We start from the raw sequence: 24007 nt of genomic DNA on the forward strand, positions 1-24007 counted from the left end.
CGTTTAAGTTAAAGAGAAAATGTATTATATTTTTATCATTAAAACCTATAATGGATTTACAGGTGAGATATGATTGAAGCGGTAATTAAGAAAAAATCCAAGCGCTGGTTTTCTAGAGAGGCATACGCCCTCTCAGAGTCTGTTAAGTCAAATATCCCTCGTGAAGATGAAGTAACATCCACAATTTTTGGCGCAATGAAATACTTCAATTCAATGGATATATTCAATCTATTCAATTCATTAAGTGCCGAAGATGACTACAGAGTGCCATTGTCGATGAGTATAGAGCTTTGGCCTAAATCATATAAACTAAAGCATAGAAGCCATGTTGAACCAGATGCTATTTTCTCTTTTCTGTTTGCTAAAGATGAAAAGAAAACATTTATTCTGGAGGTGAAGTGGCTAAGTTATTATTACGGTGAAAACCAATTAGAAGACCAATGGGCTGCATTTGGAGAGGCTGACCCAACAAACACCAGATTGATATACCTATCCAATAACTCTAGTAAATTCAATCAGTTCAAAAGCCACAAGAACAAGAACTGGAAAGCTATAACGTGGAATGAATTTTCTACAATGCTATCAACGCAATTGTGTCACGACATGAGAACATCTTCTTTTTTTCAAGATGTCCATCAAATGCTATCCATGTTTAACACTGCCCCTTTCAAAGGGTTCTCTAACTTTCAGTTTCTAGAAAACAACATTAAGAAATTATCATTGAAATTATTAAATTTTAAAGTGGAATGCGGTGATAAATTCGACATCGAATGGAGGTTGTAATGATTGATAACACAAGAGTATCCGCATTTCATTTTTCTGAATTTCTGGAGTCATTTGAACGCGTCAGTTCTGAGGTTGAAAGGCTTGTCTTTCTAATACAGAACCAATTTATTGATTACCTTAATAAGTCAGGCGATCAGTTCGTGAGAACTGAGGCAGGTGTGTCTTATCATGACATTGATAATGGATACTTAACGAATACTATATGTATATCTTTTGAGCTTATAAAAAAACCAAAAACAAAATGCCCAATCGGTTATCTTACCTTTACTATATCTTTAAGTGGTAAAGGTACTAATCAGTATGAGTCCACCATTCATGAGCCTCTAATTCATGTTGAATTTACAAGCTTTTCACCTGATGCTCTTGACGATACTTTTCACCACCCTGTCAAAAGGGAACGATATTTTGAATTTGTAGACTACTGTGATACCAAAATTTGTAACAATATTATCGTGATGCATGAGAAAGATTGTTTGGATGATAATTATAAAGTCACAGAGCTAATAGCGTTTGTTTTTTCACTGCGTCTGTTTTCAATAAATGGCCAAAATCTTGAAGAAATTCTTTTCAAACCTGCCACAGAAGCGACCTTGAAATATCTTTTAAGCGACCAATCCATCTTGGACGTTACTCTTGATGAATATGCCGTAATAGACATCCCTCCCGTCAAATCTGATTCTAATGAGATTCAACCTTACGACCTCGAACATTTAAAAATGGTCGTTGACTATATTTCGATTAATAAATCGTTTTCTTTTGGTGAGATCCAAAAGTCACTAAGAATAGGAAGACCCAAACTACAACGAATGCTAGAGATACTAATAGGGAAAAAACTGATAACTCAAATTTCTATCGAGCAATTCGAGTTATTAGAAGATATGGGCGGTCAACTAAAAATCTATGGGCTTCAACATAATTTTTATTGAGCATGATGCTAAATAGAGAGAATGTAAAAGGCAGGTGGGTGGCCTGCCTTTGTGAGGGGATCGTGTTGAGAGGGGGTTACGGCTCAGCCGGGCTATCACCTTTTTGTTCGACGGTTTCAGTTTGTTCATTGGTCGCGCCGCTAGCCGCATCTGCATTCTTGCCGTTGTTATCGTTCAGCTCTTCAACGGTGGCAGAGGCATGACGGTCGAGGAGATTGACCATATTGCGAATACTATCGCGCAGACGGGTTTTATAGTCGTCAACTTCATCCTGATTAAACAGGTTATTCAACCACAGGCGATCAAGCAAAGTGATCAGCACGTCAAATTCACGGAACAATCGCACAACACGCATAGCATCTGGTGTTCGCACACGAATATTGTAATCGCGTGGAGCAGTATAGGAGACTTCCTCGATACGAGACGTCCCTGCGGATGTGGCTTTTTCAAGCACTTTATTCAGCGCAGTAATGCCAGAGCTAATCTCTTTCTCTGGTCCTGCCAGAACTTCACCCACGGCTTTCTTCGTGCGCTCAATAGCCCCTTTTACGCCAAGGCGTTCCAGGTTGGTACTGTTAATGGTCAGATTGAACAACGCTTTGGACATTAGGTTGTAATGCCGCTGCTGCATGCGAATACCTTCTTGCGTTTGCAGCTGGAACGGTACCGTGATTTCCGGATTGGAGTATTCACGACGCTCGCGTGCTGGACCCTGCCCTTTGTTTTGCGCGGGCTCGTTATTGCGTGTACGGTTAACGCGGTTGTTCCGTTTGTTTTTATCCTGCTTTACGTTATCAGTCACTTTTGCCTTCTCTGTAGTTGCCATGATTTATCCTCACATTAGTCGCATTTAAGCCTGACTATTTAGTCATATGAAAACGGTCAAGTCATGGGAAAAGGCCAGCGTTTCGCGGAAGAAAAACAGTTCTTGATCTGACTGATTTTCTGAAGTAGGCTTCTTTTACGGCCTAGCTGATGGCTCACTCTCTTCTCAGCACAACTTCCAACGTGAACCCGTAACTTAGGCGTGAACATACCGCCACCCCCAGGTAGCCAAACCGGCTTACCTCACGGGTTTTGCACGCCTGTCATTGGCATGAGCATCTCTGACTTGTTCTTGTTCTTCGAACTTAACAGGTCAACTTGTGGCCCTTTACTAAGGGTATTTTTGGCTCTCAATCCAAACCAAAAAAATTGTTAACTTCCTCTTCTTTTTAACTCCCGCGTTTTGTCTGTGCCCGGACTTCGTTTTTTTAACGATGTCTTTCGCTTTGTTTACATCTAATGAATCCTCACGTTTCAGGATGTTTCTCTGTGGCCGGACTTCGCATATAAATTGATGGTGAATATGATGACTTCTTTCGAATTGCAAGGCTTTGTTTATATTGGCATGTTCCTTTCGCTGTTCTGGCGTCCTAAGAACGTTTCGTTCGTTCTGCCAGCGGGTATTGCTTTTTATCTTTTCACGACCGGATTTGTACAATCCACCATTCCTTTAATCGTCGCATGTGGTTGTCTGACACTGTCTGCTGTTGTTATGGCTGCCCAAATCATGTCTCGTTTCTCTTCTAAAGATGACGAACTTGATGAGTCTGACGATCACGATGAATGCCCTGCCTCAGGAGCTAAACGTCCTTCTCGCACGGTTACCACCGAGCACGAAGGTAAGTTGGTTTCTTTTGGTATGGCTCACTGGAAACACGATCGTGCAAACGATATGTCCTTCTATGTTGAAATTGAAGGTCAAAACAAAGTTTGGGCAATTGGTCTTAAAGATGCAGTCAAAAATTCTGGCGCTCAAATTGGTGACACTGTCGTTTTCTGGAAAGACTCAGAAGTACGCACTAGTAAGGCTCAGGTTCTTGATCGCAATGGTACGGTGACTGGTTATCGTGACCTTTCTACTGATAAACGTCGTGGTCTTTGGATCATGGAAGTTGTTAGCTGATATTCGCTTACCTTTCCTAAATAAGCCCAGTTTCTGGGCTTTTAACTCTTTTAAATCTATTAATTTTTGAGGTTTGCTATGACCATAGTATACGGAAATACAATTGAACCAGGCGGTATGCAACTTAATGATGACGAGTATGAGGATGTCTGCACTGAATGTGGTGCTACATGTTCTCATCGACATTACGAGACTTGTGACGGTTCAATTAATCAACGCTTTTCAATTAACTGTGACCATTGTGGTTTTCATAATTGTAATGCTGAGGTTTGTTCTTCATGTGACGATGTACCTTATCGTTCAGAACAGGATGATGCAGACTACTACTCAGAGTACATGTTGAATGTCACAACACCTATTGGTGCCTGTGCTTTCATTGCTAATGTTGAAGGTGAATTACTTGTCATTAAAGCCAAGGTTGCCCTCGGCATCAGCCATCATACGGACTTTTTCAAGGTCAAAGACCTTGTTGAAGACTGCGAACGTCTCTCATTGACCTCTATCAGAAAAACAGCATTCTATCTCCGAGTCGTACAATCGGTTGAATCGTTGTCTTCTGATCTCGCATTTGCGTTGCCTTGTGCATATGCATAATCACCTCTAATTTCCCACGAAACCCAGCCTATGCTGGGTTTTTTTTCGCCTATTGATTGACCCCACCTCCACTATCGCTTACTCTGTTCTGGCGATGAACTCGCATAACTTCCGGCAATAGCCCTTAACCAAAACACCTAATTTCGGCCACCAGCGCCTCTACGAATGAGTCCCGCATTCATTCTCACGGCTTTTTCATGCCTACAAAACAGAATTCGACAGCCCGGTGCCCTATGGCTTCGGGCTTTTTGCTGTGCGTCGAACCGGTGTTTTTCCTCACGCTGAGGAATATCAATGCGTCCAGTCATCCTACTGGTCAATGCTTTACCCTTAACTTCCTTGTATTTAAAACTTCCTAACTTCTGTCTGCCTATTGGTTTTCCAATTCATGCGACTGGCCTCTCTCGGCCATAAATCATCTAAATCTTTTAAATCATTTAAATCTATTAATTGAGGTACTAATTATGTTCTCTAAAGCTAAAGGTACTGTTGCCATTGATCCTCGTTATACCCCAGCCCGTAACGGTAAAGATTCAGTTATCTTTTTCCGCTTAGGTTGTGAAATGACGATCAATAAACAGAAAGTTACTGAGTTCTACTCTATGAAGGCTTTCGGTAACGTTGCGGACTTCCTCAACGAAACCATCAAGAAAGACTCTGAGATCTCTATCGAAGCTGTTGCTCGTTCTACTCGCTTTGTGAAAGATGGCGTTGATACTCATCGAACTGAGTTTCATGTTTTCTATGTACACGATATTGCAACCAACCTGGTTGTCGATACTCGAATCAATGAAGCAAAACCTCAGTCCTACGTTGAACCTGTAACACCCGCAATACAGCCTCAGCAACCTACTCGTTCTCCAGAAATGCAGAAACGTTTAGATGCCGAGTTGGTTTGGCAGAAAATGACTGACGACGATGTTAAATCTGTCGGCAAGAAATTCCGTGAAACCTATCAAGCTGCACTTGCTAATGCCAAAGCTAAAAGAGCCGTAAATACCCTGCCTGTTGAAGCTGCCGTTCCTGTCTCGAAAGAAACTAAAACTGCACCTCAACCACGTTCGTTTGTTAATCCAACAAGTTCGACGCACCAGCTACTTGCTGCTCGCGCCGCGATCGTAAATGGTAGCTATACGGATATGCGTGGTTAATTGACCACTTTGAAATGCCACTCTTTGAGTGGCTTTTTCATGTCTGTATTACGGAAAAAATTCTATTTAAATCTATTAAAGAGGTATTACCATGTCTTATTCGAACAGCAACCGCCGCGCTTATGACAACAATAACGCGAAAAGAGCCAGCACTGACATCACAGTCAGAGTAGACACCGTGACCCGTCATATGATGACTCTTGGAAGTCAGTTTGAACAAGCTGCAATGCACCCACATATCTCTTTCCAAAGAGAGTGTGTGTTTGCTAAGCACATCATTAACAACAGTGACTATCTCACTGGAATTGCGTTAACTAACCCGCGTTCTTTCGAGACCGCGTTTTTACAGTTAGCCAGTTCTGGTTTGACACTCGACCCTTCGCAGAAACTCGCCTATTTGGTTCCGCGAAACAACCGAGTGATCTTGGATGTCTCTTATCTCGGCCTGATCAAAATGGCTACAGATGAAGGGCTCTGCCAGGACATTGTTGCTGAATTGGTGTTTGAGAAAGACTCTGTATTTAAACCACAAGGCCGACGTAACAGTCCTATTCATGAGTTTGACCCCTTTGCTAGCAAAGGTGATTTGATTCTGACAGTGACTGATAAAGGCTCCTTAGGCGCTCGCGGTAACTTCCGTGGTGTCTATGTGGACTTTCTCATGCGTGATGGACGTAACCTCGTTTACTTCGTAACTGTTGAGGATTTGGCAGCTGCTCGTGCAGTTTCTGAATCCTGGAAAAAAGTAGATAAAAGAGCCTCCTCCCCGTGGACTAACTTCCCTTGGAAAATGGTTCTTAAATCCGCCCTTAAACAAACTGTTCATTTAATCCCAGGCAACCGAACTCGAATCAGCGCAGTGATTGATTATCTTAATACCTACGGTGAAGAAGGGTTCAAATCTTCCGCTCATGTCCCTGTCGAAGCCGCTGCTGCTGAAATGGCTCAACGTCAAGCTGCTCATGCCGCTAACAATGACGTTGCTACATCTCAGGCTAATGCTGCCGATGACAGTGTAATTGAAGGTGAAGTTGTTGCTCGTGATGACGCCGCTGCTCCTGAACAATCGGCTCAGCCCGTTGAGCAGGCATCTCAGCCTGTCACGCCGGAACCTCAGTCTGCTCCCGTTGATGTTCAATCGGAACCTACTGCTGGTGGTACTCAGCCTGAAGAACTTCAAGTTCCGATGTCTGACATTCCAGGTGTTCGTCAAAGCAGTTTCAAACGTATTGCCAAACTCGTTATCCGCGCTGAAAAAACGCTGGCTTACGAAACCATGCTCGCCGAACTGAAAGATGCTTTTTCTTTCAATGACAGCGAACTGGCTTACGCAAAACGTCAACTGGAACAGTCACGCCGTGATTTACTCAGCACGAAAGTTTCTGAGTCTGTTCATATGTGTGATTTTGGGATCGTAAATAACTTTGTTAATCGTCTCGCTGACAGTGAGTTTAAAGCCAGTGCTATTCAGTGGGTTTCTTCTGTTGAAGCTGAAACTAGCTCCATGCAACTGCTTTACTCTCAAGCTCTTCAGTCCGGTCAATTCGACGAACTTGAATCGGCCTTGAATTCCGTTAAACACAAAGGTCTCAAAGAGATGCTGTGTGACCTGATTTCAACGGCTAAAGCGGCATAAAACATAACCGGCAATTTTGCCGGTTTTTTAATTTTATAAATTTATTAATGGTGATCGTATGTCTGATTCAATCTGTGAAATTGTCGATATTGAACAAGGAACTCCTGAGTGGCTCAAATGGCGTAGAACTGGTGTTACGGCAACATGCTCCCCTATTCTTATGGGTGCGCCTGGTGCTATGAAAACGCCTTACAAGTTGTACCTCCAGTATGCGGGCTTGCTTGCCTCTGAAGATCTCTCTGCAATAAAGCAGGTAGATGCCGGTAACAAACTCGAAGCGCTTGCGCGGTCGTACTGTGAAAATGAGTTGGGGCAAATTGCTTCACCTTTTTGCGTTCGACATGCCAAGTACCCGTTCATGATAGCTTCGCTTGATGGACAGCTCGATGACCGTTCTGTTTTGGAAATCAAGAATCTCTCTGAGAAAAAACATTTAGCCATACTTGAACAAGGTTCAGCTTCGCCAGAGTTTAAGTATTACTTCTGGCAGGTTCAGCACCAGTTATTCGTAACAGGTGCCCCACAAGCTTATCTCGTTTTTTGGTCCGCTAAAGATCAGCCGAAGATTTTCCTTATCAAACCTAACCAGGTCGCTTTCAGCCGCTTGTTTGCTGCATGTAAAGCTTTCTGGGAAAGTTTAAATGATAAGGTTGCTCCGGCATTTGATAAACAGCAAGACATCCTGCTGGTCTCTGATGCTGATATATTGGCTCAAACCAGTGAGTTTACTGTTCCTGATGATCTCTCTGCTCGCATTGCTGATATCCGCCGTCAAGTCGCGAATGTCCGCAGCAAAGAAGCTGAATTTGAGGCCATGAAGACCCAGCTGTCTAATCTTGAAGAAACGCTTAAAGCGTCTATTCAAGGCCTGGCTACTGGTTTGGGTTTTAAAAGCACCGACCCTGTCCGTATCGACGGATTCGGTTTTCGCTACCTGGAAAGTAAAGTCAAAGGTCGCACTAACTGGAAAATGATCGCAGAGCGTCTTAATGCTTCTGCCGAACAATATCCGGACTGTGTAACTCAGGACTCTCTGCGCTCCAACTTGACAGTGTATGAATATGAAGCTTCCCCAGAGGACAGTGTTTATATTCCGCCTGAAGCCATTAAGCCTATTGTTGCTGAAGGTGATGGATTGGTTGATGTTGCAGATAGCGCCTTGTTGATGTTTTAACTCTCACCAACCCGACTTCGGTCGGGTTTTTTCTTGTTGACCCGAGACGCTCAATTGATTATTGTAGCGGTGCGGTACACACCGCCTAACTTCTGGCATCTCGCCCCTAAACACCTAATTTCGGCCATATCGCCCCCTTGAATGCGTTAACTCTCATTCACACGGCACACGCATATCTGTACCAAATTCGATAGCCCGTTGCTTTTTAAGCAGCGGGTTTTTTTATGCGTCGAAAACGGTGTTTCGTTCTCATGCTGAGAACTATAAGTGCCTCCAGTCACTCTACTGGAACTTTGCAATACCTTAAATCCCGCTCCTTTTCTTGCGAGCAATTAACTTTATAAATTCTATTAATTTCAGGAGTCTCTCCATGTTCATCGTTAATCTGACTGCATACAAAGCATCCGACGCACAACGCGAAATGGGTGTTATTGATATTGATCGTAACGTTTCACAAGTTATTCGTGAAAAGCTTTCGTTCAATGACTGCCCTACCGTTTCGTTAATGCAACAACGTGCCGACGACCTTGCAGATATCGCTTTGCTGCTGTGTTCCCGTCACCAAGCTGAAGGTGTTTTGGTTTATGCCAAAACATACTTTATGCCTACCCTGATCTCCGCGCTTGCTGAGCGTGGTATCAAAGCGTATGCCACCTATGCACCTAAGTCGATTGTCTGTGAACAAGGGCAAATGAGTAGCCGGTACACGCATTCCAATCTGGTTTGCTGTTCCCCAGCTGCTTAATTCGACGACTCTTCACTTTTTAAATCCCCTAAATATTTTAAATCTATATAAATCTATGAGGTTACTTTCATGACTACTTTTAATACTGCTTTATCTTCAGACGCTTTGGTTCGTAACGTTGCTATCTCTCCGGAGTTGTTCGGCGTTGTCATTCCAGACCATATGAAGGGTAAAGTTAAACCGTATGCCGGTTTCGCTCCGGATAACGCATTTAGTGCGGCTATTCCTGCTCGAAACAATAATTACGTGTTTGAACCGTCCCTGCGCTCTTCTGTCTTGATGTGGATTAATTACCCTCAGGGTCAGTCGCTTTGGATTTCTGGTCCTACAGGTTGCGGTAAAACCAGTATTGTCGAGCAAGTTGCTGCACGACTGAACTGGCCTCTTATGAAAACAACGGCTTCACAGGATTTGGACATTAATAGTCTTGTTGGTGGTCTTCGTCTCGTTTGTGATCAAATGACCGGCGATACCCGTACAGACTTCCTTTATGGTCCTCTAGCACTGGCTTACAAGTTTGGCCTTATCTTCCTTCTGGATGAATACGACCAACTTGACCCAAGTTGTGCTAACGCTTTTAACGCTATTTTGGAAGGTGGGAATCTTGTTATTCCTGAAACCAATGAAGTGATTAAAAAGCATCCTAACTTCCGTTTCGTCGCTACTGCCAACTCCATTGGTCAGGGTGATTTAACGGGTGTCTACGGTGGTGTCAAGGTGTTGAACGTTGCGAACCTCGATCGCTACATGTTCATCAACGCTAACTACATGCCGAAAGACGTTGAAACCTCGTTAATCCAGAAGTTTGTTTCTGATGAAACTCTCGCAGGTAAGTTTGTTGAACTCGCTAATATGATCCGCAAGTTGTTTGTCGGCAGTGATATCGCTGGTGATTTTAATCAGCCCGCTGGTGGCTCTACCATCAACGTACCCACTGTATCGCCTGATACTCGCTTGTCTGTTACCTGTTCTACACGCTCATTGATTGCCTGGGTTGAACGTTTCTTGCTGATGAAACAGGCCCAAATGCCTGAAGCTCTGCAACTCTCATTCGACCTGCAAATCGGTAACCGTGCTGGTGCTGACGATAAGCGTGCGCTGCATGCCATCCTCAAAGCAGTTTTCGGTTAAGCCTCACAAAAGTCTCTCTGAATACAACTCTCTAAATATTGGCCCAATTCCGGGCCTTTTTAATTTCCTAAATTTATTAAATAAGGTAACTACTATGTCTATTAACAATCAATCCAATGCTAATGTTCAAATCCTAGACCAACTGATTTTGGTTTCGCTTGATGGAACGTCGATTACAACGGGCCGTCGTAAACTGAAAAAAGAAGATCTCGGTGTTGGTGCTGATTTGCCACCTGATGTTATGGTGTCTCTCGGCTCGAAAAAGATTATTGACCCTCAGCTGATCAATCCATTCGATCGCTTTAAGAACCAGGCTATTACAGCTTGTTTGAAGGTTGGTATTCGTTTCATGGGTGGCTACGCTATCCCGACCGACAAAGTTAACGAGTTAGTTAGCGAACTGAACATCATTAAGCAAGGATTTTACGGTTACAAACAAGAGTTTTTGAAGGCTGATTTCAACGGCTGGATTAACTCTTTCGAAGAGAAGTATCGCGCTATCCTTCTTCGTGAAGCTGCGATTGACTTGGAGTACTTGGATAAACAAATTCAATTTGGCTTTTCAGTGCTTCACATCACTCCCTTCGGTAACTCCATTGTTAATGAAAACCTTATCGGACAAGTTAAAAGCATGTCTGATGAAATTTTTGAAGAAGTTGCAAGTACTGCGGAAAAATATCTGAAGAACGTTAAGTCTGACGCTATTACTCAGCATACGCTGAATCCGATCCGTGCCATTGCCAACAAACTTCAAACACTGGCTTTCATAGACTCCACAGTCGAAGGTCTCCACAAATACATTTCCGATGTGCTTAATGGTGTTCCAACGACCGGTAAAATTCGTGATAAACACTACAACGACGTTTTGTCATTACTCAATAACCTTCGCAACCCTAAGTCTGCTAAGTCCTTCGTTGAGTTGCTTTCAAATCCGCAAACTGCTTCTGGTTTAGATTCCTCTTTGGTTATCGCCGACTCTTTTGAGTTGTCGTCTACCGATTTGGTTTATTCACCTACGCAACCGGCTTTGGAATCAACACCTGCTGCTCCTGTTGACGTGGTTCCACACACTAACGCATTTGCGGTTGCTGAAACGATTGATGATAACTTCCTGGCCGATCTGCCAACTGACCTGCCTCCGGCTGGTCCTGTTGCAGACCCTGTTATACCAGCGACTGATACATCTGCCTCTGTTGAAGTTATCCAGTCCTCCGGTTCCATCGAAGTTGTTGATGACAGTGCAATGATTGGTTCGTTCATCGACCCAACTACTGAGACTGTTAATCTGAATGCACCAGCTTCTGCTACACCTGACACTCTGGTGTTTGCGGATATCGATTCAGATGATGACGGTATTATGTTGTTCTAAATTCTAAGGCCCTTTCGCGGGCCTTTTTTAATTCCTAAATCCTGGACCTTTCTCGTCCCTTTAAATCTATTAAATCTATTGTGAGGTATGTATGGGTATTTATAACTCTCTGCCTGTCGTTGCGTGTGCCCTGAGTGATCAGTTCGGTGTGAACGTAACGGTTGGTGGTTCTACGGCTTATGCTTCTCAGCAAGGTAATTCATTCACTATCAACATCCCGTTCTACCAGGATGCTGAAAAGTTGTCTGACGTCCTTCTGGGTTATTTGGTTCACGAAGCGGCGCATGTCAAATACACAGAGTTTCCGATTCTGGTAGATGGCATTCCTGCTCGCGCCAAACAAGGCTACAACCCAAGTGTGCTTCATCAATTGGTCAACATAACCGAAGACCTTCGTATTGAACGTGCGATTGGCCGTCGTTTCCCTGGTGTGCCTTCATTTCTCAAAGCGTTAAATCACTTTGTCTTTAATGAGGATACGCAACCAACTGATGATCCTGCTGTAGCGTTTATCAACGGTTTGCTCTTGTGTGGTTTCAAACGTTATCACGCGCTGAACATACCTGTTGAGCAAGCCCAAGCAGACTTCATTCGCTTGTTCGGCCAAAACATGTTTGATACAGCGATGGACATTCTCGGTTTGGCGATTAACGCGCCTTCCATTGCCGACTGTCTGGATATTTCCTGTCGTCTTTACGACCTTGCAGTAGATGCTTTTAACGATAATCAACAAGACCAACAAGATCTGCCTCCAGAGGCCGGTGGCGACTCTCAATCTGAACCAAACAGTGATAACTCACAGCCTGGCGATGATAGCGATAGCTCCAACTCCAGTGCAGATGCTGACGGTGATTCTTCTGACGGCCAACCGTCTCAAGACTCCTCCTCTCAGCCTGGTAATAAGCCTGAAAACGGTAACAACACTGCTTCTGGCAGTGATGCTTCCACCAGCGCTTCTTCCAGCCCAACGTCTTCTAAATCCGGCCATTCGGACCCTTTTGCCAATATCACTGATGATGATCTCAACGAGGTAATTAAAGGTGCAGGTGAACGTTTGAATGACTGCATTAAAGACAACGTTTCTCCAAGTGAACGTACTCCTGCTGCTACCCCATTCGGAATTGCACCGGCTAAGCGTCACGCAACCACTGAGGTTTCGGTTCTCCGAGGTGTTCAGGCTGCTTCTGGCCTTCGTCAGTCAATGCATGGGCTTCTTCAGGGAATGCAACAAACTCGTCGTACACACAAAGAAACAGGTCGCGTAATGGATACGCGTCGTCTGACTTCGGCTCTCTTAGGAGAAACTAAGTTATTTCGTCACAAATCCAAAGCGGTTGAGTTCAATTCTGCCTTTACAGTTCTGCTTGATTCAAGCAGTTCTCTGGGTTCTGACATGGTTGAAGCTGAAGCGGCTGTTGTCTCCTTGCTCTTTGCACTGGACGGCATCAAAGGCGTTACAACTTCTGCTTATCATTTCCCACATGCCACCACGAATAATGTTGGCTTGCTAAAAGCGCGTGAACAAAGCTTCAGGGCTGCGGTTAACGCAAAGCAATTTGGTATTAGCTCAAATGGTTGCACTCCACTGGAACAAGCTTTATGGCCTGCATTCAGTGATTTGTTAAACGCTCGTGCTGATCGCCATGTCATGGTCGTGGTCACTGACGGCAAGCCCGATAACTCGGAGCCGGTCATTCAGATGGTCAAGGACGCGAAAAAAGAAGGTGTGATTGTTATTGGCATTGGCTTTGGCTGTGCTAAAGCAAGCCTCATGACTTCTTTATTCGATGATACTGGTGTTGCTGTAGGTTCTGTCACTGCCCTCCGTGGAAAACTTCTCGAAGTCACCCGCAAAGCTTTAACTCGTTAATTTTAAAACTTTCCTAAACCAACCCTTCGCCTCCTGCCTTGCATGAGGTCGGGTTTTTAAATCCTAAATTTATTTTAAATCTATTAAAGGTGTTCAAAATGACTATGTCCAAAAAAGCTGTTGCTCATGAGAACCAACTGTCCTTCAACGAACTGTTTGAAGCTGATGACCGTACTTATGAAGCAATTTGCGTTGCCAAAGATGACCGCTATGAACTGCGTTATTCGCAACAGATGGCCTACGAAATTATCCGTGACTCTCTGTACATCATGACGGCTCCTAGAAGTAATGTTGAACAGCGTGTTGATGAAATTCTCTGGTTCTTCTCTGATAAAAATCAGTCAGACCTTTGTTCTTTCACCAGCTGCTGCTTCTTCGCCAAACTAGATCCCGAAGAGACTCGTATGAGTGTACTGCACCGCTGGAAGCATGACCTGGCTGAACAAGACCGTTTGATTCAGTCCAAGCACTACGATGCACCATCCAATATGGACTTCGTTGAATCACAGCGTCGCGGTTTCCAAAAATACAAGAAAGCGTTCTATCACTACTACCCGAATGAAGCGGCTCGGAAGTGTGCATAAGTGCTTTAAACATAACGCTGGCAACCGCCAGCGTTCTATTTTCTCTTGGAGATATTCATCATGGCTAAATATATTAATTTTGATACTTCTGTCGTTGAACCACAAAGCAGTTTTACTGTTGAAATGATTGATGATCTTGTTGGGTATGTGCAAGACAATTCACCTTCTGGTCGCAGTATTAGCTTGTTTGATACGCTGCCTGTATTTGAAGAGACTTTCGTGATCAATACGTATCACCCGATGGCTCCGGATTCACTGGAAATACACTTTTTCCGTGATGATGCAGGTAATTGGTGGCCGTACATGACCGTTGACGCGCTGTGTTTAGTGAACAAGTTAACGGCTTATGGTTATGGCCTGATGGACTCTGAGGGTTAAGCTATGCTGATACCTTATGTGTCTTTCACGTCAAACAAGCGTGCTTTTCTCATCCGTGAAACATCAATAGCTCAGTCCTGGCCGGATAGTCGCCACGCTGATGTTGAAACCTTTGTGCTCTCTACCGGCAAAGTGCTTCGCGCCACCGACATTAAACGTTTTAACTTCATTGATATCGCTGCACATCAGGAACCTATTCCTGTTGCAGTAAACGATAATATTAACTTCTGAAAAGCAAGGGCCCCTTAGTGGGCCTTTCGTTTTGGTGAACTGTATGAGTGCTTGTGCATTGATTGAATACAATAATGCCTCCGCAAAACTGCGTGGCGTTGTCGTTCCTGGTGATGAGGTTTGTGTCAAATACGCTTTATCCCGCTGGGCAGTGATTGCATTTCGTATCCGCAATACAGACGACAAATTCACCCGCATACCGGTTGAAGATTGGATTGAAGGCATTCAGGCAACTGTTAACCCTTCACCTTCTCGCGATCGCATCCTGTCCGCTTTGGCTCGTTGCAAGCCCGGTATTTTTTAACTTCCTAAATTTATAAATCTATTAACGAGGTACGTATGTCTCATTCTATCGAACTGAGCAATTACGGTTTTGTGTCTGAAAAAATGTCCCTTTGGCCCGTTTCTGAAATTCAGGAGCGCGCTGATTTGGCATTAATTCATGCAGACATGGTGACAGTAAGCTTGCTTAATGATCGTGGACTTGGCATTGCCAATACTGCGTTTGGTGTTAATCAAAACGAATCCCAGGTGCTAAAGCTTGCGACGCGTTTTGCGTATTGTTGTGCATGTGGCCGTTTTTCCGAACCGAGCCTTGACCATCTCAAAGATGAGATAGTTAAGATTGGCCGGAAATTGTGTTCCAAGTTTTTCGACTCAACGATGGCTGAGGCTATTCGTTTCGTGGCACATGAGCCCGAGTTCATGAAAGAACAACGTGTTTGGTAATCCTTACCCCATCACTTTTATCTACAGGAGTATTTCTCATGCGTTACGTTACCTCTGACAATAGCTACACGACTACCTTCCCTATCGCTGTCCGCAATGTCCTAATGGAAATTGTACCCGTTGATGAGGAGGATTATTCACGCGGTTCCGATTTGCGTGATGGTCATGGTGTAGTCATTAATGAAGAAACCTATATCGACATCAACCATCGTTTTGCTGATCTTGAAGGCGAGGTTCGGACATTGCTCGCAATGAACCGGAATAGTGTTGGTATTGAACAAAGTAATGACCCTGATTTCCCGTGGTTCTCGGTTAATCAAGCTTTATTGATGAACCTAGCCTTTGACCTGAACAGGGTTATTCATACTAGCCTGTACCTGGATTTGTTTAAGAAAAATGCGTTCTGCGCACAAATGCTGGTGAGCATCGTGGAAATGGCTAAAGCTGTTTTTGCTGATGATGGGAATCCCGATGTTTTCAAAGACACTATTTTTGGAGGCATCTACTCTCGTTTCAGTAATGGATTAAAAACTCGGTTGTTTAACTGATTCTTTTTATCTGTCCACAATATCTCTTTTCGGTGATGTATGAAAAACATTTTTAAATTCCTGCCGCTGCTTCCTGCGGTGATCATTGCAGCTTCAACGGTATTTTTCAGCTTTGACGTCATGACAATGGTCGTCATTCTTGTTGTCATATCTGTCATTGCTGCCGGTTGCGTTGCTCTGGCCGCGTATTTCATCGTACTCATCCTTCAGGATGTCTACGGTAAAATTGTGAAACTGTGTCACGCACTATAACTTCCCTTTAACTTCCCCTCCGCGCAGTCTCTTGTCTGTGCATAACTTCCCTCAGTGAGCCTTAAAATGAAACTTAATACCCTTCGCTTCTTCTCTCTTGTTTTTACTGTTGCTATCGCTGTTATGGTGATTGTCTTCGGTGGACATTTTGGACTCAAGATAACTGAAGACTTTGTCATCAAAGTTCTTCTGATTGTCTCAATGCCAATCGCTTTTTCTCGCGATAAGAGAAAGTCTTAATAACCGCTAAGGGTAACTACCCTAAAACCCTATCTTCGGATAGGTTTTTTTTTGCCTTAAAAACTATTATTTAATAAATGAGGTCAAATGTAACTTCAGCTTGATTTGTACGCGTTTCATCCTTTTTCCCATTTTCACCTTTGAAAAGTGTGGATGCATTTATTTCAGCTTTGGTACAGCGACCTGATTCATTCCAGCTTTTGCATGTCGTGATGCTAGTTTCAGTTGTGAAAAGTTCCTGGACAGACGTCACACTTAGATCCCTGCCCTTATCATCGTATGAAAACTCTTCAGTAGTAGATTCAGTTTGGCTTTTAATTAGACGACCATCTTCATCATAAAAATATTTTTTAACGGAATTATCCGTTGGGAGCGTGCCTAACTGGATTGTTTCCGATACCTTTCCATCTTCGTTGACCTTGTATTTAGTTATGGATGACCCTTTAGTTTCCTCGCCACTAACAACAGTATCTGAGCTGTCAATAGCTTTATTGATCTTCCCTTTCTCGTCAGTTAAAAACTGACCTTTGACTTTTTGTTGCACAAGGTCTATCTCTTTACCGTCCTTATCGATAATGGACATTTTAAACCCAAATTCATAATCCCAGTCTTTTCCTGTTTTATTCATACTAACTTGTGAGTCGCTAATCAACACATGGTCATTATTCTTGAATTTTTTTGTTTGATTGCCTTTCATCGAGAGTAGTGCGCCACATTCATCAAACTTCACTGTAGAGTCACCATTTAGATAATCGTCAATTCCTTTTATTCGCACCTTCATTTCTTTTAAAGAGTCATTAGGCCCTATTTCTTCAAATAAAATGAAATTATTAAATGCATTGGTTTGAACTACCTCTTTCATGCAATTGGCCTCATTCGCAAATGAGGTGCAGCTAGAGGTCAATAACAATAGGCATGCAAAATGTATTTTTTTCATTGAGGTTTCCCTCCCCTAAGTAAAAGTAGAAAACTACACTTATAAATAATTATTATTGAATTATGCATTACCTAATCATTTGTTTACCAGAAGAAATAGAAAAGCCCAAAACACTCTCCCACTCCGCCTTAAAAAGTAAACATAACGAACACAACAACTGATTTCATGTAAGCCCTGTATCCACGCCGTTTTTGGCCTCGTTTTGCTGGCCTTTTTTGCCGTATTCCTTTCCTGCGTATGACAAAATGACCGCTCATTGATTCATCAGATGAGGGAATTTGATGAAGCTTTTAGTTTGTGCTCACAACCGCTCGATGCTCATGCCTGTTTTTAAGTTACCTGCCCTGCTCTGCACTGATTCTAACCGACTCAGCCTGCAACGAGAACTGGAGCGCAAGTACGGCGGACGCATGACACTTGATGAAGCCTGTAAGGAGATTGGTATCAAACCTGAAAGCATCATTAAGAAAATCGGGCAGCAAAGATACCGACACTATCAACTGTGCCAACTGCTGGAAAAAGCCCGAGTGTTTAAAGGGAAAAACTCTTTTTTTTGGACAGACAGGATAGCGGAAATTCTTACCAAAGGTAATGAAGATGAAATTCCAAAATTTCAGTAAAAAAGTCATCGCTACCCTGGTGTTTGGGGTGCTCTCTGCTCATGCGGTAGCAGAGAGTGGCAAAGAAAAACCAAAAGCTACTAACGGTCAAGTCACCGCTGGTGGCACCTCATTTATTGATGGAAAAGAAGAAGGTTGGTTCTGGAAAAAGATGCATCCTGAACCACCTGAAGAAATCGAACCTGAGCCTACGGTCGCGAAAGCGGACAAAACCGAAGAACAGGACAAACAAATGCCCGTTCCTGAGCCTTCCGTTGCGATTGCAGCAGAGGAAGGGCCAGAAGCGTTTACTGTGGCCTGGTACCGTGAAAACGTTCAGAAATTGCGTGACCGTGCAATCGATGAGCCCACTCAGGAAAACGTCCGGGCCTATTACCTTGCTCAGCGTATTATGCTGGACAAAGCAAGCCGGTTCACTGATATGGCTCGTTTGGTTACGTCCACAGATCCGCTGATTGATGAAAGTAGTCGTCGCTCTACGTCCACCTTCGGCGCAATGGACCAGTCTGCTGAGGCCGAGAAAAACTCGCGACTGGTCATCAAAGACATTGCTACGCGCGCAGGGGTATTTTTCTTCTTTCGAGGCGAAGATTGCTCAATCTGTGTGAAACAAGCGGCAGTCATGAATACGTTCACCTATATGACAGGAATGAAAGTGATTCCTATTTCGATTGATGGCAAACCAATGCCTGGGAACATCATGGAGAACTGGCGTGCCGATTCTGGGCAAGCTGCTAAGTTGCAGATTACCAATACTCCCGCGCTCGCACTGGCTATTCCACCAGAGGCGACACGCATCCTTTCGTTCGGGCCTCTCAGTGCTGATCAATTGATATCCCGCACCATCATGATTTCGCATGACTCAGGGCTCATCACCAATGAGCAATACAAGAGCACGCTTCCATATAACGACAATGGATATATCGACTCAAACATTCTGAAGGACATGCCGGGCGAGTACCTAGAAAACTCTGACGACTTCATTAAATACATTCAGAAGAAATCTGGATATGCAGCGTCTACTAAGACGAAATAACAGTAGTGGGGGTAAGATCAAAATGGTAACACGTAATACCCAAATGAAAGGATTTAAACGGACAGTCTTAGCATTATCCGTTGCCTTGTCCGGCCTGTTTACGCCGCCCGTCAACGCTGCCGATATCAGTTCTCAACTGGACAGTATGTTCGGGTCGATGTCGAACAATACCAGCGCCGGTGACTATCACAGCATTACTCGGGATGGCTACACAGGTGGTGGTTTTGTACTGCGCAACAAACTGCGTACACTCACTCCTGTGGCGATTGACCTCCCTTCTGCTTCTGGTGGCTGCGGTGGTATCGACCTCTTCGGTGGTTCGTTCTCGTTTATTAACGCCGAGCAATTTGTCCAGATGCTGCGCAACATTGCAGCCAACGCTGCGGGCCTGGCCTTCCAGTTGGCCCTAAACGCGATGGATGCCGTGCTGGATAATGCTATTTCAAAAATGCAGGGTGTGATTCAGCAGATGAACGATCTGACCGTTAACTCTTGCCAGCTAGCGAAAGGTTTGCTGGTCGATACTGCCTCTGCCTTCGGTGAAAATGCCAAAGCGTCTGTTTCTTCTCAACTGTCTTCTGATGGTGTGGTCGATCAGTTTAAAGCTATGTGGGGTAACGCAGGAGGCGGACAAGCGCCTGAAATAAAAAAGCAGGAAGCCGGTCAGCGTAAACCCTGTGGCGATTACGGTAACTTGATGTGGTGCTTGCTGCAAAACGGTCAGTTCTCATCTCAATTCGAAGGCTCTGAGCAACAGCAAAAAGAACTTGTTATGTCATTGACGGGCACCATCATCATCGGCCAAGGTCTCGGTACTGATAAAGATGGATCGGTCAAAAAGTCGGTAGTCCGTTTGGCACCTTTGACATCCTCTACTGTGCTCGATGCCATCATCCAGGGGGATCCTGAATTTCAGATGTGGAGTTGCGTCGGTCAGACTGAAACCTGTGAGGGTCCTGCAATGCAAGTTGTAGGACTGAACGGGGTTGCAAACACCATCACTAAGTTCTTTGTTCATGAAGGCTACTTGGTATCAGCTAATGAAGGTGGTGCAGTCAGTGATGAGCGCCTTCGTCAGGCGGTGTATTACAACGTTGGGGGTGCTGCAAACAAAGCAACAACCTTGGCCCGTCGTGATCTAAATGCCAGCTATTCCTATATTCGCGACGTTTCCCCCGTACTTTCCTATTCGGCTGCATATCAATACCTTAGTGATTTACTGACTGCCGCTGCGACAGGTGCGCGGTACGCTCAATCAAACGATAGTTCTGCGTCAACCTATTACGAAGAAGTCCTGAAGTTGATTGAGGATGCACGCAAGAATCTTGATATCTCATACGCCACTCAAGCCACTAAGTATGGCGGTGAAGTCAAGATCCAAGAGTTCTTCCAACACTACATGCAATCATTGCCTTTAACCGAGTTCCAAGGTGAAGGCTCGGTAGACGGCTCTCTTTAAGGGGATTTGTTCAAATGACTGAATGGAACATCTATACCGTCGGTGACATTGAATTCATGTATAACGTATTCAATGCCGTGGCGATGCTCATGAATAGTGGGATGTTTTCAGACCTCTTTCGCATCGGCGCATTGCTGGGTGTGATAGGGATCGTGATTTCTTCTGCCATTTCAGCGGGCAAAACAATTTCATTCCAGAACATGGCGGTTTGCATCGTCATGTACATGGTCTTTTTCCAAGTGTCAGCCAGGGTGAATATCGAAGATGTCACCTCAGGCCGATTCCGTGCTGTCGATAACGTCCCTGCGGGTCTTGCGGCTTCTGCATCGATTATCTCGACTGTGGGTTACTCCATCACGGAGAAAATGGAGCAGGCATTCTCCACGCCCTCCATGACGGAGTATGGTGCGTTGGATCCGCTGGTGGCATTATCAACTTATTACGATGCCATGAAAAACCCGATGCGTTGGTTTCTGGCAAATGAAAGGCCAACTGTTGATTTTGCCCGAAGTGTTCAAAACTACATGAAAACCTGCGTGATGAATGACATAGCGCGTGGTGCCAAAACCTACTCCACGTTGTATCGGGGAACGGCAGGCGTGCAAGGATTGCGTTCAGGCGATGCCTTCCAGCGCGTGGTTCTATTTGACGGTAACATGGTGGGTTGGGATTCGAGTTCTCCGGACATGAAGGACAGTTCATCTCAGTACACTTGCGCTGAAGCTTATGACAAACTGTTCCTGATGCACGGTTCCGCATCTAAAATGCTCACTGCGGCATTTGACCGATCTTACAAAGCACTGGGTCGGGGTTGTGAGTCAGGCAGAGGCTGTTCGCAAAACGCTAAAATTAATGAAGTCATGAACTTCTATAATATTAGTGGTACGACAATGCGCGATTTTCAGATGACGATGATCATGTATCCCTACTTGCGTGATGTGCCTAAGTACGGTCACGAAGCTGCATTCCGTGGAGCGGCAGCGGTAACACGTACTCAGACACAAACCCAACAGGCGTTTCAATGGGCATCCTCAGGGGCATCCTTCCTATCATGGATGACGGCATTCATGCCTATCTTCCAAGGTTTGATCTACGCACTTACTCCCTTCATGGCTTTCCTCTTTGGATTAGGTATTATGGGGATCCGGTTGGTCATGAAGTATTTCTTGGTCATCATCTGGACACAAACCTGGATGCCGCTCGCTGCGATCGTTAACATGTATGTATTGGTTCACACCCAAACAAATATGTCTGCGATTTTCAGTATGCCTGCGGATCAAGTGTCATTCGATAAACTGTACATTCTGTTATATGAAACGCAAAAGAGTATCGGTCTGGCCGGTAACTTATACGCGATGATCCCTGCATTAGGTGGCTTCATCGTTTGGGGTAGTTCGGTTGCCTTTAACTCGTTAGCGAATTCTGCGGCAGCACCACACGCAGCGGACACCAAGCAAATGGCACCAGATGCATCGAATGCACCTGCAATTAGCAACCGCTCAGCGGATGTTAACTACGACCGCGCAAATGGTACTGTTTTGGGTGGCGCACAATCCGCTCTACCTAAATATGATATGAAGCAGTCTGCTTCAACTAACCTTTCCAGTGCGAAGCAGAACATGGAATCTGCCTCTGTAGAAAGATCCGCATCAGAGAGTAAAATGTTCCAAGAAGTGGCTTCGAATATGAAGAATGGAACCCAGTCACAACAAAGCCAAGATGCTTTGCAAGCCTCACTGGGCTCTCTAAGCTCATCTCAACGCTCATTTGTTCAAGACGTTGCTTCACGAAACGGAATGTCCGAGACTGAAGCGTTAACGGCTTTGAATATGGGCTCAGTGCAAGGTACTGCTCAGGCTAAAGCAGGTTTGGAGTTCGCAGGGTCTGGAGCTTCCGTTTCAGGGTCTGCGTCTTTGCAACGAAATGAGTCGGCCACAAAAGGTAAAACCCACACGGCGGATGGAAGTTATTCAAGCAGTGATAGTGCTTCAAACGCTGATGCTATGAGCGCTCAACTTAGTCAGATCAAGTCTCAGTCGTCAATGGCTTATTACAGCAGTATGCAAGCCTCAGGACAAAGTACTTCTGCTACTCAGCAGTACGGAGAGGCTTATAAAAAGCAAGAGTCAGCACAAAAATCCTATTCTGAGGCACAACAGTATTCGATGAGTTCCTCAATGGGGCAGAATATGACTGCCTCACAGATCTCCCAGGCTATTGGTGGTAATCAAGCGGCACAGTCTACATTGACTCAGGTGTTAGCTGGTCGTGAGGATTTATCGCAGCGTATCAATGACGATACCGCTCGCCTTTCCTCTCTCGGGATGACTCAGGAAGATGCGCATACCTTCGCGCAATTCAATGCCGCAGTATCTATCGGTCAAGCTGGTGAAGTGGCTAGGCTATCTGGTTTCGTCAGCGGTGGCACGAATCAGCCTGAGGTTAATGCAGAGTCCGCAAGTGCGAACAAAGGAATTGCTGGCAATGCTGAACAGGCTGGGATCCAGGTTGATAGGATTGCTGGTGGTGTTGACGGTGGTTCTGCCGCAACAAAAGGTCAGGCTGCATCTGGTATCGCGGGTAATTATGCTGAATCAGCACCAGGTACAGCTAAAGGAGGAGTCATTAATCAACACTTCGGTAACAGAGGTATGGTTGAAAATCATGAAAATCGGTCAACTCAAGAGTTGAACACACTGAGAGGGAACGCTGCTCGACACGAGTTAGTAAATAAATCCGACTATGGCATGACTGGGGCCGCTATGCCTAAGGTACAAAGCGCCTTAGACAAGGTCTCAAATGGCATTAAGCCCGGAGGTTTCTCTTATCAGGAAGGTTACGGGCAGGCGCAAGAAATGGCCTCTAAAGTGACCGGCGTTAGCGGTGAACATGGAGAGTATGCAAAGGATGCCATTTCACACTTGTACGGAACAGTTAAAGACAAAGACAATACTCCGGAGCAAATGGAGCACGCTCGTATTCAGGCCTTCCACGCTGTCACCCTAGCAACTGGTGGTGAATACGTTAACGGTAGGCTTGAAGGTGGTGATCAACAGTTAGCAATGGCGATTATTGGCAAAGTTGAATCCACGAAGAGCAACATGCATCGTACCGATGCACATATCGTAAAAGAGTCTGTCGAGTCAATCATGTCTGACCACACAAAGAAATAAAAGTATCCCGTGATACACAAAAGCCTCCAATCGGAGGCTTTTTTTCATTCGACCAAAAAAATTTAACCGGTAACCAGCATATAGGCGACTGGAATACTGAGCATCAGCCAAAACATGCAAAGCGCAATGTCTCTTTGAACCCCTGCCGGTTTAGGTGGAGTTTTTTTCGCTCTTATTGGTGTGTTATCAATCACAATAGGAGGCAGATAGTCTACGCCGTGTGCGCCGAATGTACTCATATTCAACTCCAAAATATTAGTGAAAGAAAAGCACCTCGTTTTGCTGCCCTTCTTTGTTGCCCGTATACGCCATTGAATTATGCTTGCTCAATGGCGTCTCTATGCATTGATTCTCGCACAGTTCTTTCCGGTGACGAAATTTTCAATTGAGCTCCTACTTATCAATGCCTGCAATCTCTACAAGGTGATTACGAATGATACCCCTTTTCAGGAAAAATTGGTTTTCAAAAACGGTCTGCACACTGTTCACG

The 24007-nt window shown here is 44.5% G+C and carries 27 protein-coding genes; 23 read left to right on the plus strand and 4 right to left on the minus strand.

Annotation, left to right across the window (positions count from 1 at the left end; genetic code table 11):
* Positions 1–69 precede the first annotated feature (69 nt).
* Entirely contained in the window at positions 70–783 is a 714-nt protein-coding gene (locus tag MNY66_RS16095) for a hypothetical protein (RefSeq protein WP_067421662.1), read from the plus strand.
* Positions 783–1712: a hypothetical protein gene (locus MNY66_RS16100; protein ID WP_067421664.1), complete on the plus strand. Its 930-nt coding sequence runs from the start codon at positions 783–785 to the stop codon at positions 1710–1712. Before MNY66_RS16095 ends, MNY66_RS16100 begins: the two co-directional genes overlap by 1 nt.
* A gap of 76 nt (positions 1713–1788) precedes the next feature.
* Here MNY66_RS16100 and MNY66_RS16105 read toward each other — a convergent pair whose 3' ends face one another.
* Positions 1789–2538, minus strand: a complete 750-nt coding sequence (locus tag MNY66_RS16105) for an AcaB family transcriptional regulator (protein WP_067421666.1) — start codon at positions 2536–2538, stop codon at positions 1789–1791.
* A gap of 525 nt (positions 2539–3063) precedes the next feature.
* Between MNY66_RS16105 and MNY66_RS16110 the strand changes: the two genes are divergently transcribed.
* Together MNY66_RS16110 and MNY66_RS16115 are read left to right on the plus strand one after the other, a co-directional pair.
* Complete coding sequence (locus MNY66_RS16110; protein WP_241501990.1) at positions 3064–3660, plus strand: hypothetical protein; 597 nt, start codon at positions 3064–3066, stop codon at positions 3658–3660.
* A gap of 78 nt (positions 3661–3738) precedes the next feature.
* The gene (locus MNY66_RS16115; protein ID WP_156656637.1) at positions 3739–4254 is read left to right on the plus strand and encodes a hypothetical protein; all 516 of its coding nucleotides are present in this window, start codon (positions 3739–3741) and stop codon (positions 4252–4254) included.
* 137 nt (positions 4255–4391) lie between these two features.
* Here MNY66_RS16115 and MNY66_RS16120 read toward each other — a convergent pair whose 3' ends face one another.
* Positions 4392–4574: a hypothetical protein gene (locus tag MNY66_RS16120; RefSeq protein WP_241501991.1), complete on the minus strand. Its 183-nt coding sequence runs from the start codon at positions 4572–4574 to the stop codon at positions 4392–4394.
* Positions 4575–4718: 144 nt separating this feature from the next.
* Here MNY66_RS16120 and MNY66_RS16125 point away from each other — a divergent pair, with 144 nt between their 5' ends.
* The 15 genes from MNY66_RS16125 (at position 4719) to MNY66_RS16195 (ending at position 16292) form a co-directional block, all read left to right on the plus strand.
* Positions 4719–5405, plus strand: a complete 687-nt coding sequence (locus MNY66_RS16125; protein WP_067421674.1) for a single-stranded DNA-binding protein — start codon at positions 4719–4721, stop codon at positions 5403–5405.
* Positions 5406–5496: 91 nt separating this feature from the next.
* Positions 5497–7041, plus strand: a complete 1545-nt coding sequence (locus MNY66_RS16130; protein ID WP_241501992.1) for a recombinase RecT — start codon at positions 5497–5499, stop codon at positions 7039–7041.
* A 58-nt stretch (positions 7042–7099) separates the two neighbouring features.
* Complete coding sequence (locus MNY66_RS16135; RefSeq protein WP_241501993.1) at positions 7100–8215, plus strand: lambda-exonuclease family protein; 1116 nt, start codon at positions 7100–7102, stop codon at positions 8213–8215.
* Positions 8216–8585: 370 nt separating this feature from the next.
* A complete protein-coding gene (locus MNY66_RS16140; protein WP_067421680.1) occupies positions 8586–8960 on the plus strand; it encodes a hypothetical protein in 375 nt (124 codons plus the stop codon).
* A 69-nt stretch (positions 8961–9029) separates the two neighbouring features.
* Positions 9030–10091: an AAA family ATPase gene (locus MNY66_RS16145; RefSeq protein ID WP_067421682.1), complete on the plus strand. Its 1062-nt coding sequence runs from the start codon at positions 9030–9032 to the stop codon at positions 10089–10091.
* A gap of 94 nt (positions 10092–10185) precedes the next feature.
* A complete protein-coding gene (locus MNY66_RS16150) occupies positions 10186–11460 on the plus strand; it encodes a DUF3150 domain-containing protein (protein WP_241501994.1) in 1275 nt (424 codons plus the stop codon).
* A gap of 91 nt (positions 11461–11551) precedes the next feature.
* On the plus strand, positions 11552–13330 hold the full coding sequence (locus MNY66_RS16155) for a VWA domain-containing protein (RefSeq protein WP_067421686.1): 1779 nt from the start codon (positions 11552–11554) through the stop codon (positions 13328–13330).
* Positions 13331–13428: 98 nt separating this feature from the next.
* Positions 13429–13914: a hypothetical protein gene (locus MNY66_RS16160; RefSeq protein WP_067421688.1), complete on the plus strand. Its 486-nt coding sequence runs from the start codon at positions 13429–13431 to the stop codon at positions 13912–13914.
* Between the two features lie 60 nt (positions 13915–13974).
* Positions 13975–14292, plus strand: coding sequence for a hypothetical protein (locus MNY66_RS16165; RefSeq protein ID WP_067421690.1), 318 nt, complete (start codon positions 13975–13977; stop codon positions 14290–14292).
* Between the two features lie 18 nt (positions 14293–14310).
* Entirely contained in the window at positions 14311–14523 is a 213-nt protein-coding gene (locus MNY66_RS16170) for a hypothetical protein (protein WP_241501995.1), read from the plus strand.
* Between the two features lie 34 nt (positions 14524–14557).
* Positions 14558–14827: a hypothetical protein gene (locus MNY66_RS16175; RefSeq protein WP_241501996.1), complete on the plus strand. Its 270-nt coding sequence runs from the start codon at positions 14558–14560 to the stop codon at positions 14825–14827.
* 35 nt (positions 14828–14862) lie between these two features.
* Positions 14863–15252 (plus strand): hypothetical protein, encoded by a 390-nt coding sequence (locus MNY66_RS16180; protein WP_067421696.1) that lies wholly within the window; start codon positions 14863–14865, stop codon positions 15250–15252.
* 38 nt (positions 15253–15290) lie between these two features.
* Complete coding sequence (locus MNY66_RS16185) at positions 15291–15800, plus strand: hypothetical protein (protein WP_067421698.1); 510 nt, start codon at positions 15291–15293, stop codon at positions 15798–15800.
* A gap of 39 nt (positions 15801–15839) precedes the next feature.
* Complete coding sequence (locus MNY66_RS16190; RefSeq protein ID WP_067421700.1) at positions 15840–16052, plus strand: hypothetical protein; 213 nt, start codon at positions 15840–15842, stop codon at positions 16050–16052.
* A 66-nt stretch (positions 16053–16118) separates the two neighbouring features.
* Entirely contained in the window at positions 16119–16292 is a 174-nt protein-coding gene (locus MNY66_RS16195) for a hypothetical protein (RefSeq protein WP_156656638.1), read from the plus strand.
* 70 nt (positions 16293–16362) lie between these two features.
* Here MNY66_RS16195 and MNY66_RS16200 read toward each other — a convergent pair whose 3' ends face one another.
* Positions 16363–17154, minus strand: a complete 792-nt coding sequence (locus MNY66_RS16200; protein WP_162271097.1) for a hypothetical protein — start codon at positions 17152–17154, stop codon at positions 16363–16365.
* A 356-nt stretch (positions 17155–17510) separates the two neighbouring features.
* On the opposite strand from MNY66_RS16200, the gene MNY66_RS16205 reads away from it, so the two are divergent.
* The 4 genes from MNY66_RS16205 (at position 17511) to MNY66_RS16220 (ending at position 23517) form a co-directional block, all read left to right on the plus strand.
* Positions 17511–17849 (plus strand): hypothetical protein, encoded by a 339-nt coding sequence (locus MNY66_RS16205; protein WP_082981278.1) that lies wholly within the window; start codon positions 17511–17513, stop codon positions 17847–17849.
* Positions 17827–18885, plus strand: a complete 1059-nt coding sequence (gene traF / locus MNY66_RS16210; RefSeq protein ID WP_067421704.1) for a conjugal transfer protein TraF — start codon at positions 17827–17829, stop codon at positions 18883–18885. Before MNY66_RS16205 ends, traF begins: the two co-directional genes overlap by 23 nt.
* Positions 18886–18907: 22 nt before the next feature.
* Positions 18908–20344: a conjugal transfer protein TraH gene (locus MNY66_RS16215; RefSeq protein WP_067421897.1), complete on the plus strand. Its 1437-nt coding sequence runs from the start codon at positions 18908–18910 to the stop codon at positions 20342–20344.
* A gap of 89 nt (positions 20345–20433) precedes the next feature.
* Positions 20434–23517 carry a conjugal transfer protein TraG N-terminal domain-containing protein gene (locus tag MNY66_RS16220; RefSeq protein WP_241502040.1) on the plus strand — a complete coding sequence of 1028 codons (3084 nt, stop codon included), beginning with the start codon at positions 20434–20436 and terminating at the stop codon, positions 23515–23517.
* A 62-nt stretch (positions 23518–23579) separates the two neighbouring features.
* Here the strand turns inward: MNY66_RS16220 and MNY66_RS16225 are convergent, their stop codons facing one another.
* Positions 23580–23756, minus strand: a complete 177-nt coding sequence (locus MNY66_RS16225) for a hypothetical protein (protein ID WP_175403199.1) — start codon at positions 23754–23756, stop codon at positions 23580–23582.
* Positions 23757–24007: the final 251 nt, after the last annotated feature.

It is taken from the genome of Moellerella wisconsensis, assembly GCF_022592395.1.
GTDB lineage: Bacteria > Pseudomonadota > Gammaproteobacteria > Enterobacterales > Enterobacteriaceae > Moellerella > Moellerella wisconsensis.

What these genes read in the sequence shown, in the direction of transcription:
- MNY66_RS16190 (WP_067421700.1), top strand. Translation starts at nt 15,840, where the DNA reads ATGAAAAACATTTTTAAATTCCTGCCGCTGCTTCCTGCGGTGATCATT.
- MNY66_RS16180 (WP_067421696.1), top strand. Translation starts at nt 14,863, where the DNA reads ATGTCTCATTCTATCGAACTGAGCAATTACGGTTTTGTGTCTGAAAAA.
- MNY66_RS16155 (WP_067421686.1), top strand. Translation starts at nt 11,552, where the DNA reads ATGGGTATTTATAACTCTCTGCCTGTCGTTGCGTGTGCCCTGAGTGAT.
- MNY66_RS16205 (WP_082981278.1), top strand. Translation starts at nt 17,511, where the DNA reads ATGAAGCTTTTAGTTTGTGCTCACAACCGCTCGATGCTCATGCCTGTT.
- MNY66_RS16150 (WP_241501994.1), top strand. Translation starts at nt 10,186, where the DNA reads ATGTCTATTAACAATCAATCCAATGCTAATGTTCAAATCCTAGACCAA.
- MNY66_RS16125 (WP_067421674.1), top strand. Translation starts at nt 4,719, where the DNA reads ATGTTCTCTAAAGCTAAAGGTACTGTTGCCATTGATCCTCGTTATACC.
- MNY66_RS16100 (WP_067421664.1), top strand. Translation starts at nt 783, where the DNA reads ATGATTGATAACACAAGAGTATCCGCATTTCATTTTTCTGAATTTCTG.
- MNY66_RS16215 (WP_067421897.1), top strand. Translation starts at nt 18,908, where the DNA reads ATGGTAACACGTAATACCCAAATGAAAGGATTTAAACGGACAGTCTTA.
- traF (WP_067421704.1), top strand. Translation starts at nt 17,827, where the DNA reads ATGAAATTCCAAAATTTCAGTAAAAAAGTCATCGCTACCCTGGTGTTT.
- MNY66_RS16165 (WP_067421690.1), top strand. Translation starts at nt 13,975, where the DNA reads ATGGCTAAATATATTAATTTTGATACTTCTGTCGTTGAACCACAAAGC.
- MNY66_RS16185 (WP_067421698.1), top strand. Translation starts at nt 15,291, where the DNA reads ATGCGTTACGTTACCTCTGACAATAGCTACACGACTACCTTCCCTATC.
- MNY66_RS16195 (WP_156656638.1), top strand. Translation starts at nt 16,119, where the DNA reads ATGAAACTTAATACCCTTCGCTTCTTCTCTCTTGTTTTTACTGTTGCT.
- MNY66_RS16130 (WP_241501992.1), top strand. Translation starts at nt 5,497, where the DNA reads ATGTCTTATTCGAACAGCAACCGCCGCGCTTATGACAACAATAACGCG.
- MNY66_RS16225 (WP_175403199.1), bottom strand. Translation starts at nt 23,756, where the DNA reads ATGAGTACATTCGGCGCACACGGCGTAGACTATCTGCCTCCTATTGTG.
- MNY66_RS16135 (WP_241501993.1), top strand. Translation starts at nt 7,100, where the DNA reads ATGTCTGATTCAATCTGTGAAATTGTCGATATTGAACAAGGAACTCCT.
- MNY66_RS16105 (WP_067421666.1), bottom strand. Translation starts at nt 2,538, where the DNA reads ATGGCAACTACAGAGAAGGCAAAAGTGACTGATAACGTAAAGCAGGAT.
- MNY66_RS16140 (WP_067421680.1), top strand. Translation starts at nt 8,586, where the DNA reads ATGTTCATCGTTAATCTGACTGCATACAAAGCATCCGACGCACAACGC.
- MNY66_RS16145 (WP_067421682.1), top strand. Translation starts at nt 9,030, where the DNA reads ATGACTACTTTTAATACTGCTTTATCTTCAGACGCTTTGGTTCGTAAC.
- MNY66_RS16110 (WP_241501990.1), top strand. Translation starts at nt 3,064, where the DNA reads ATGACTTCTTTCGAATTGCAAGGCTTTGTTTATATTGGCATGTTCCTT.
- MNY66_RS16220 (WP_241502040.1), top strand. Translation starts at nt 20,434, where the DNA reads ATGAATAGTGGGATGTTTTCAGACCTCTTTCGCATCGGCGCATTGCTG.
- MNY66_RS16160 (WP_067421688.1), top strand. Translation starts at nt 13,429, where the DNA reads ATGACTATGTCCAAAAAAGCTGTTGCTCATGAGAACCAACTGTCCTTC.
- MNY66_RS16095 (WP_067421662.1), top strand. Translation starts at nt 70, where the DNA reads ATGATTGAAGCGGTAATTAAGAAAAAATCCAAGCGCTGGTTTTCTAGA.
- MNY66_RS16115 (WP_156656637.1), top strand. Translation starts at nt 3,739, where the DNA reads ATGACCATAGTATACGGAAATACAATTGAACCAGGCGGTATGCAACTT.
- MNY66_RS16200 (WP_162271097.1), bottom strand. Translation starts at nt 17,154, where the DNA reads ATGAAAGAGGTAGTTCAAACCAATGCATTTAATAATTTCATTTTATTT.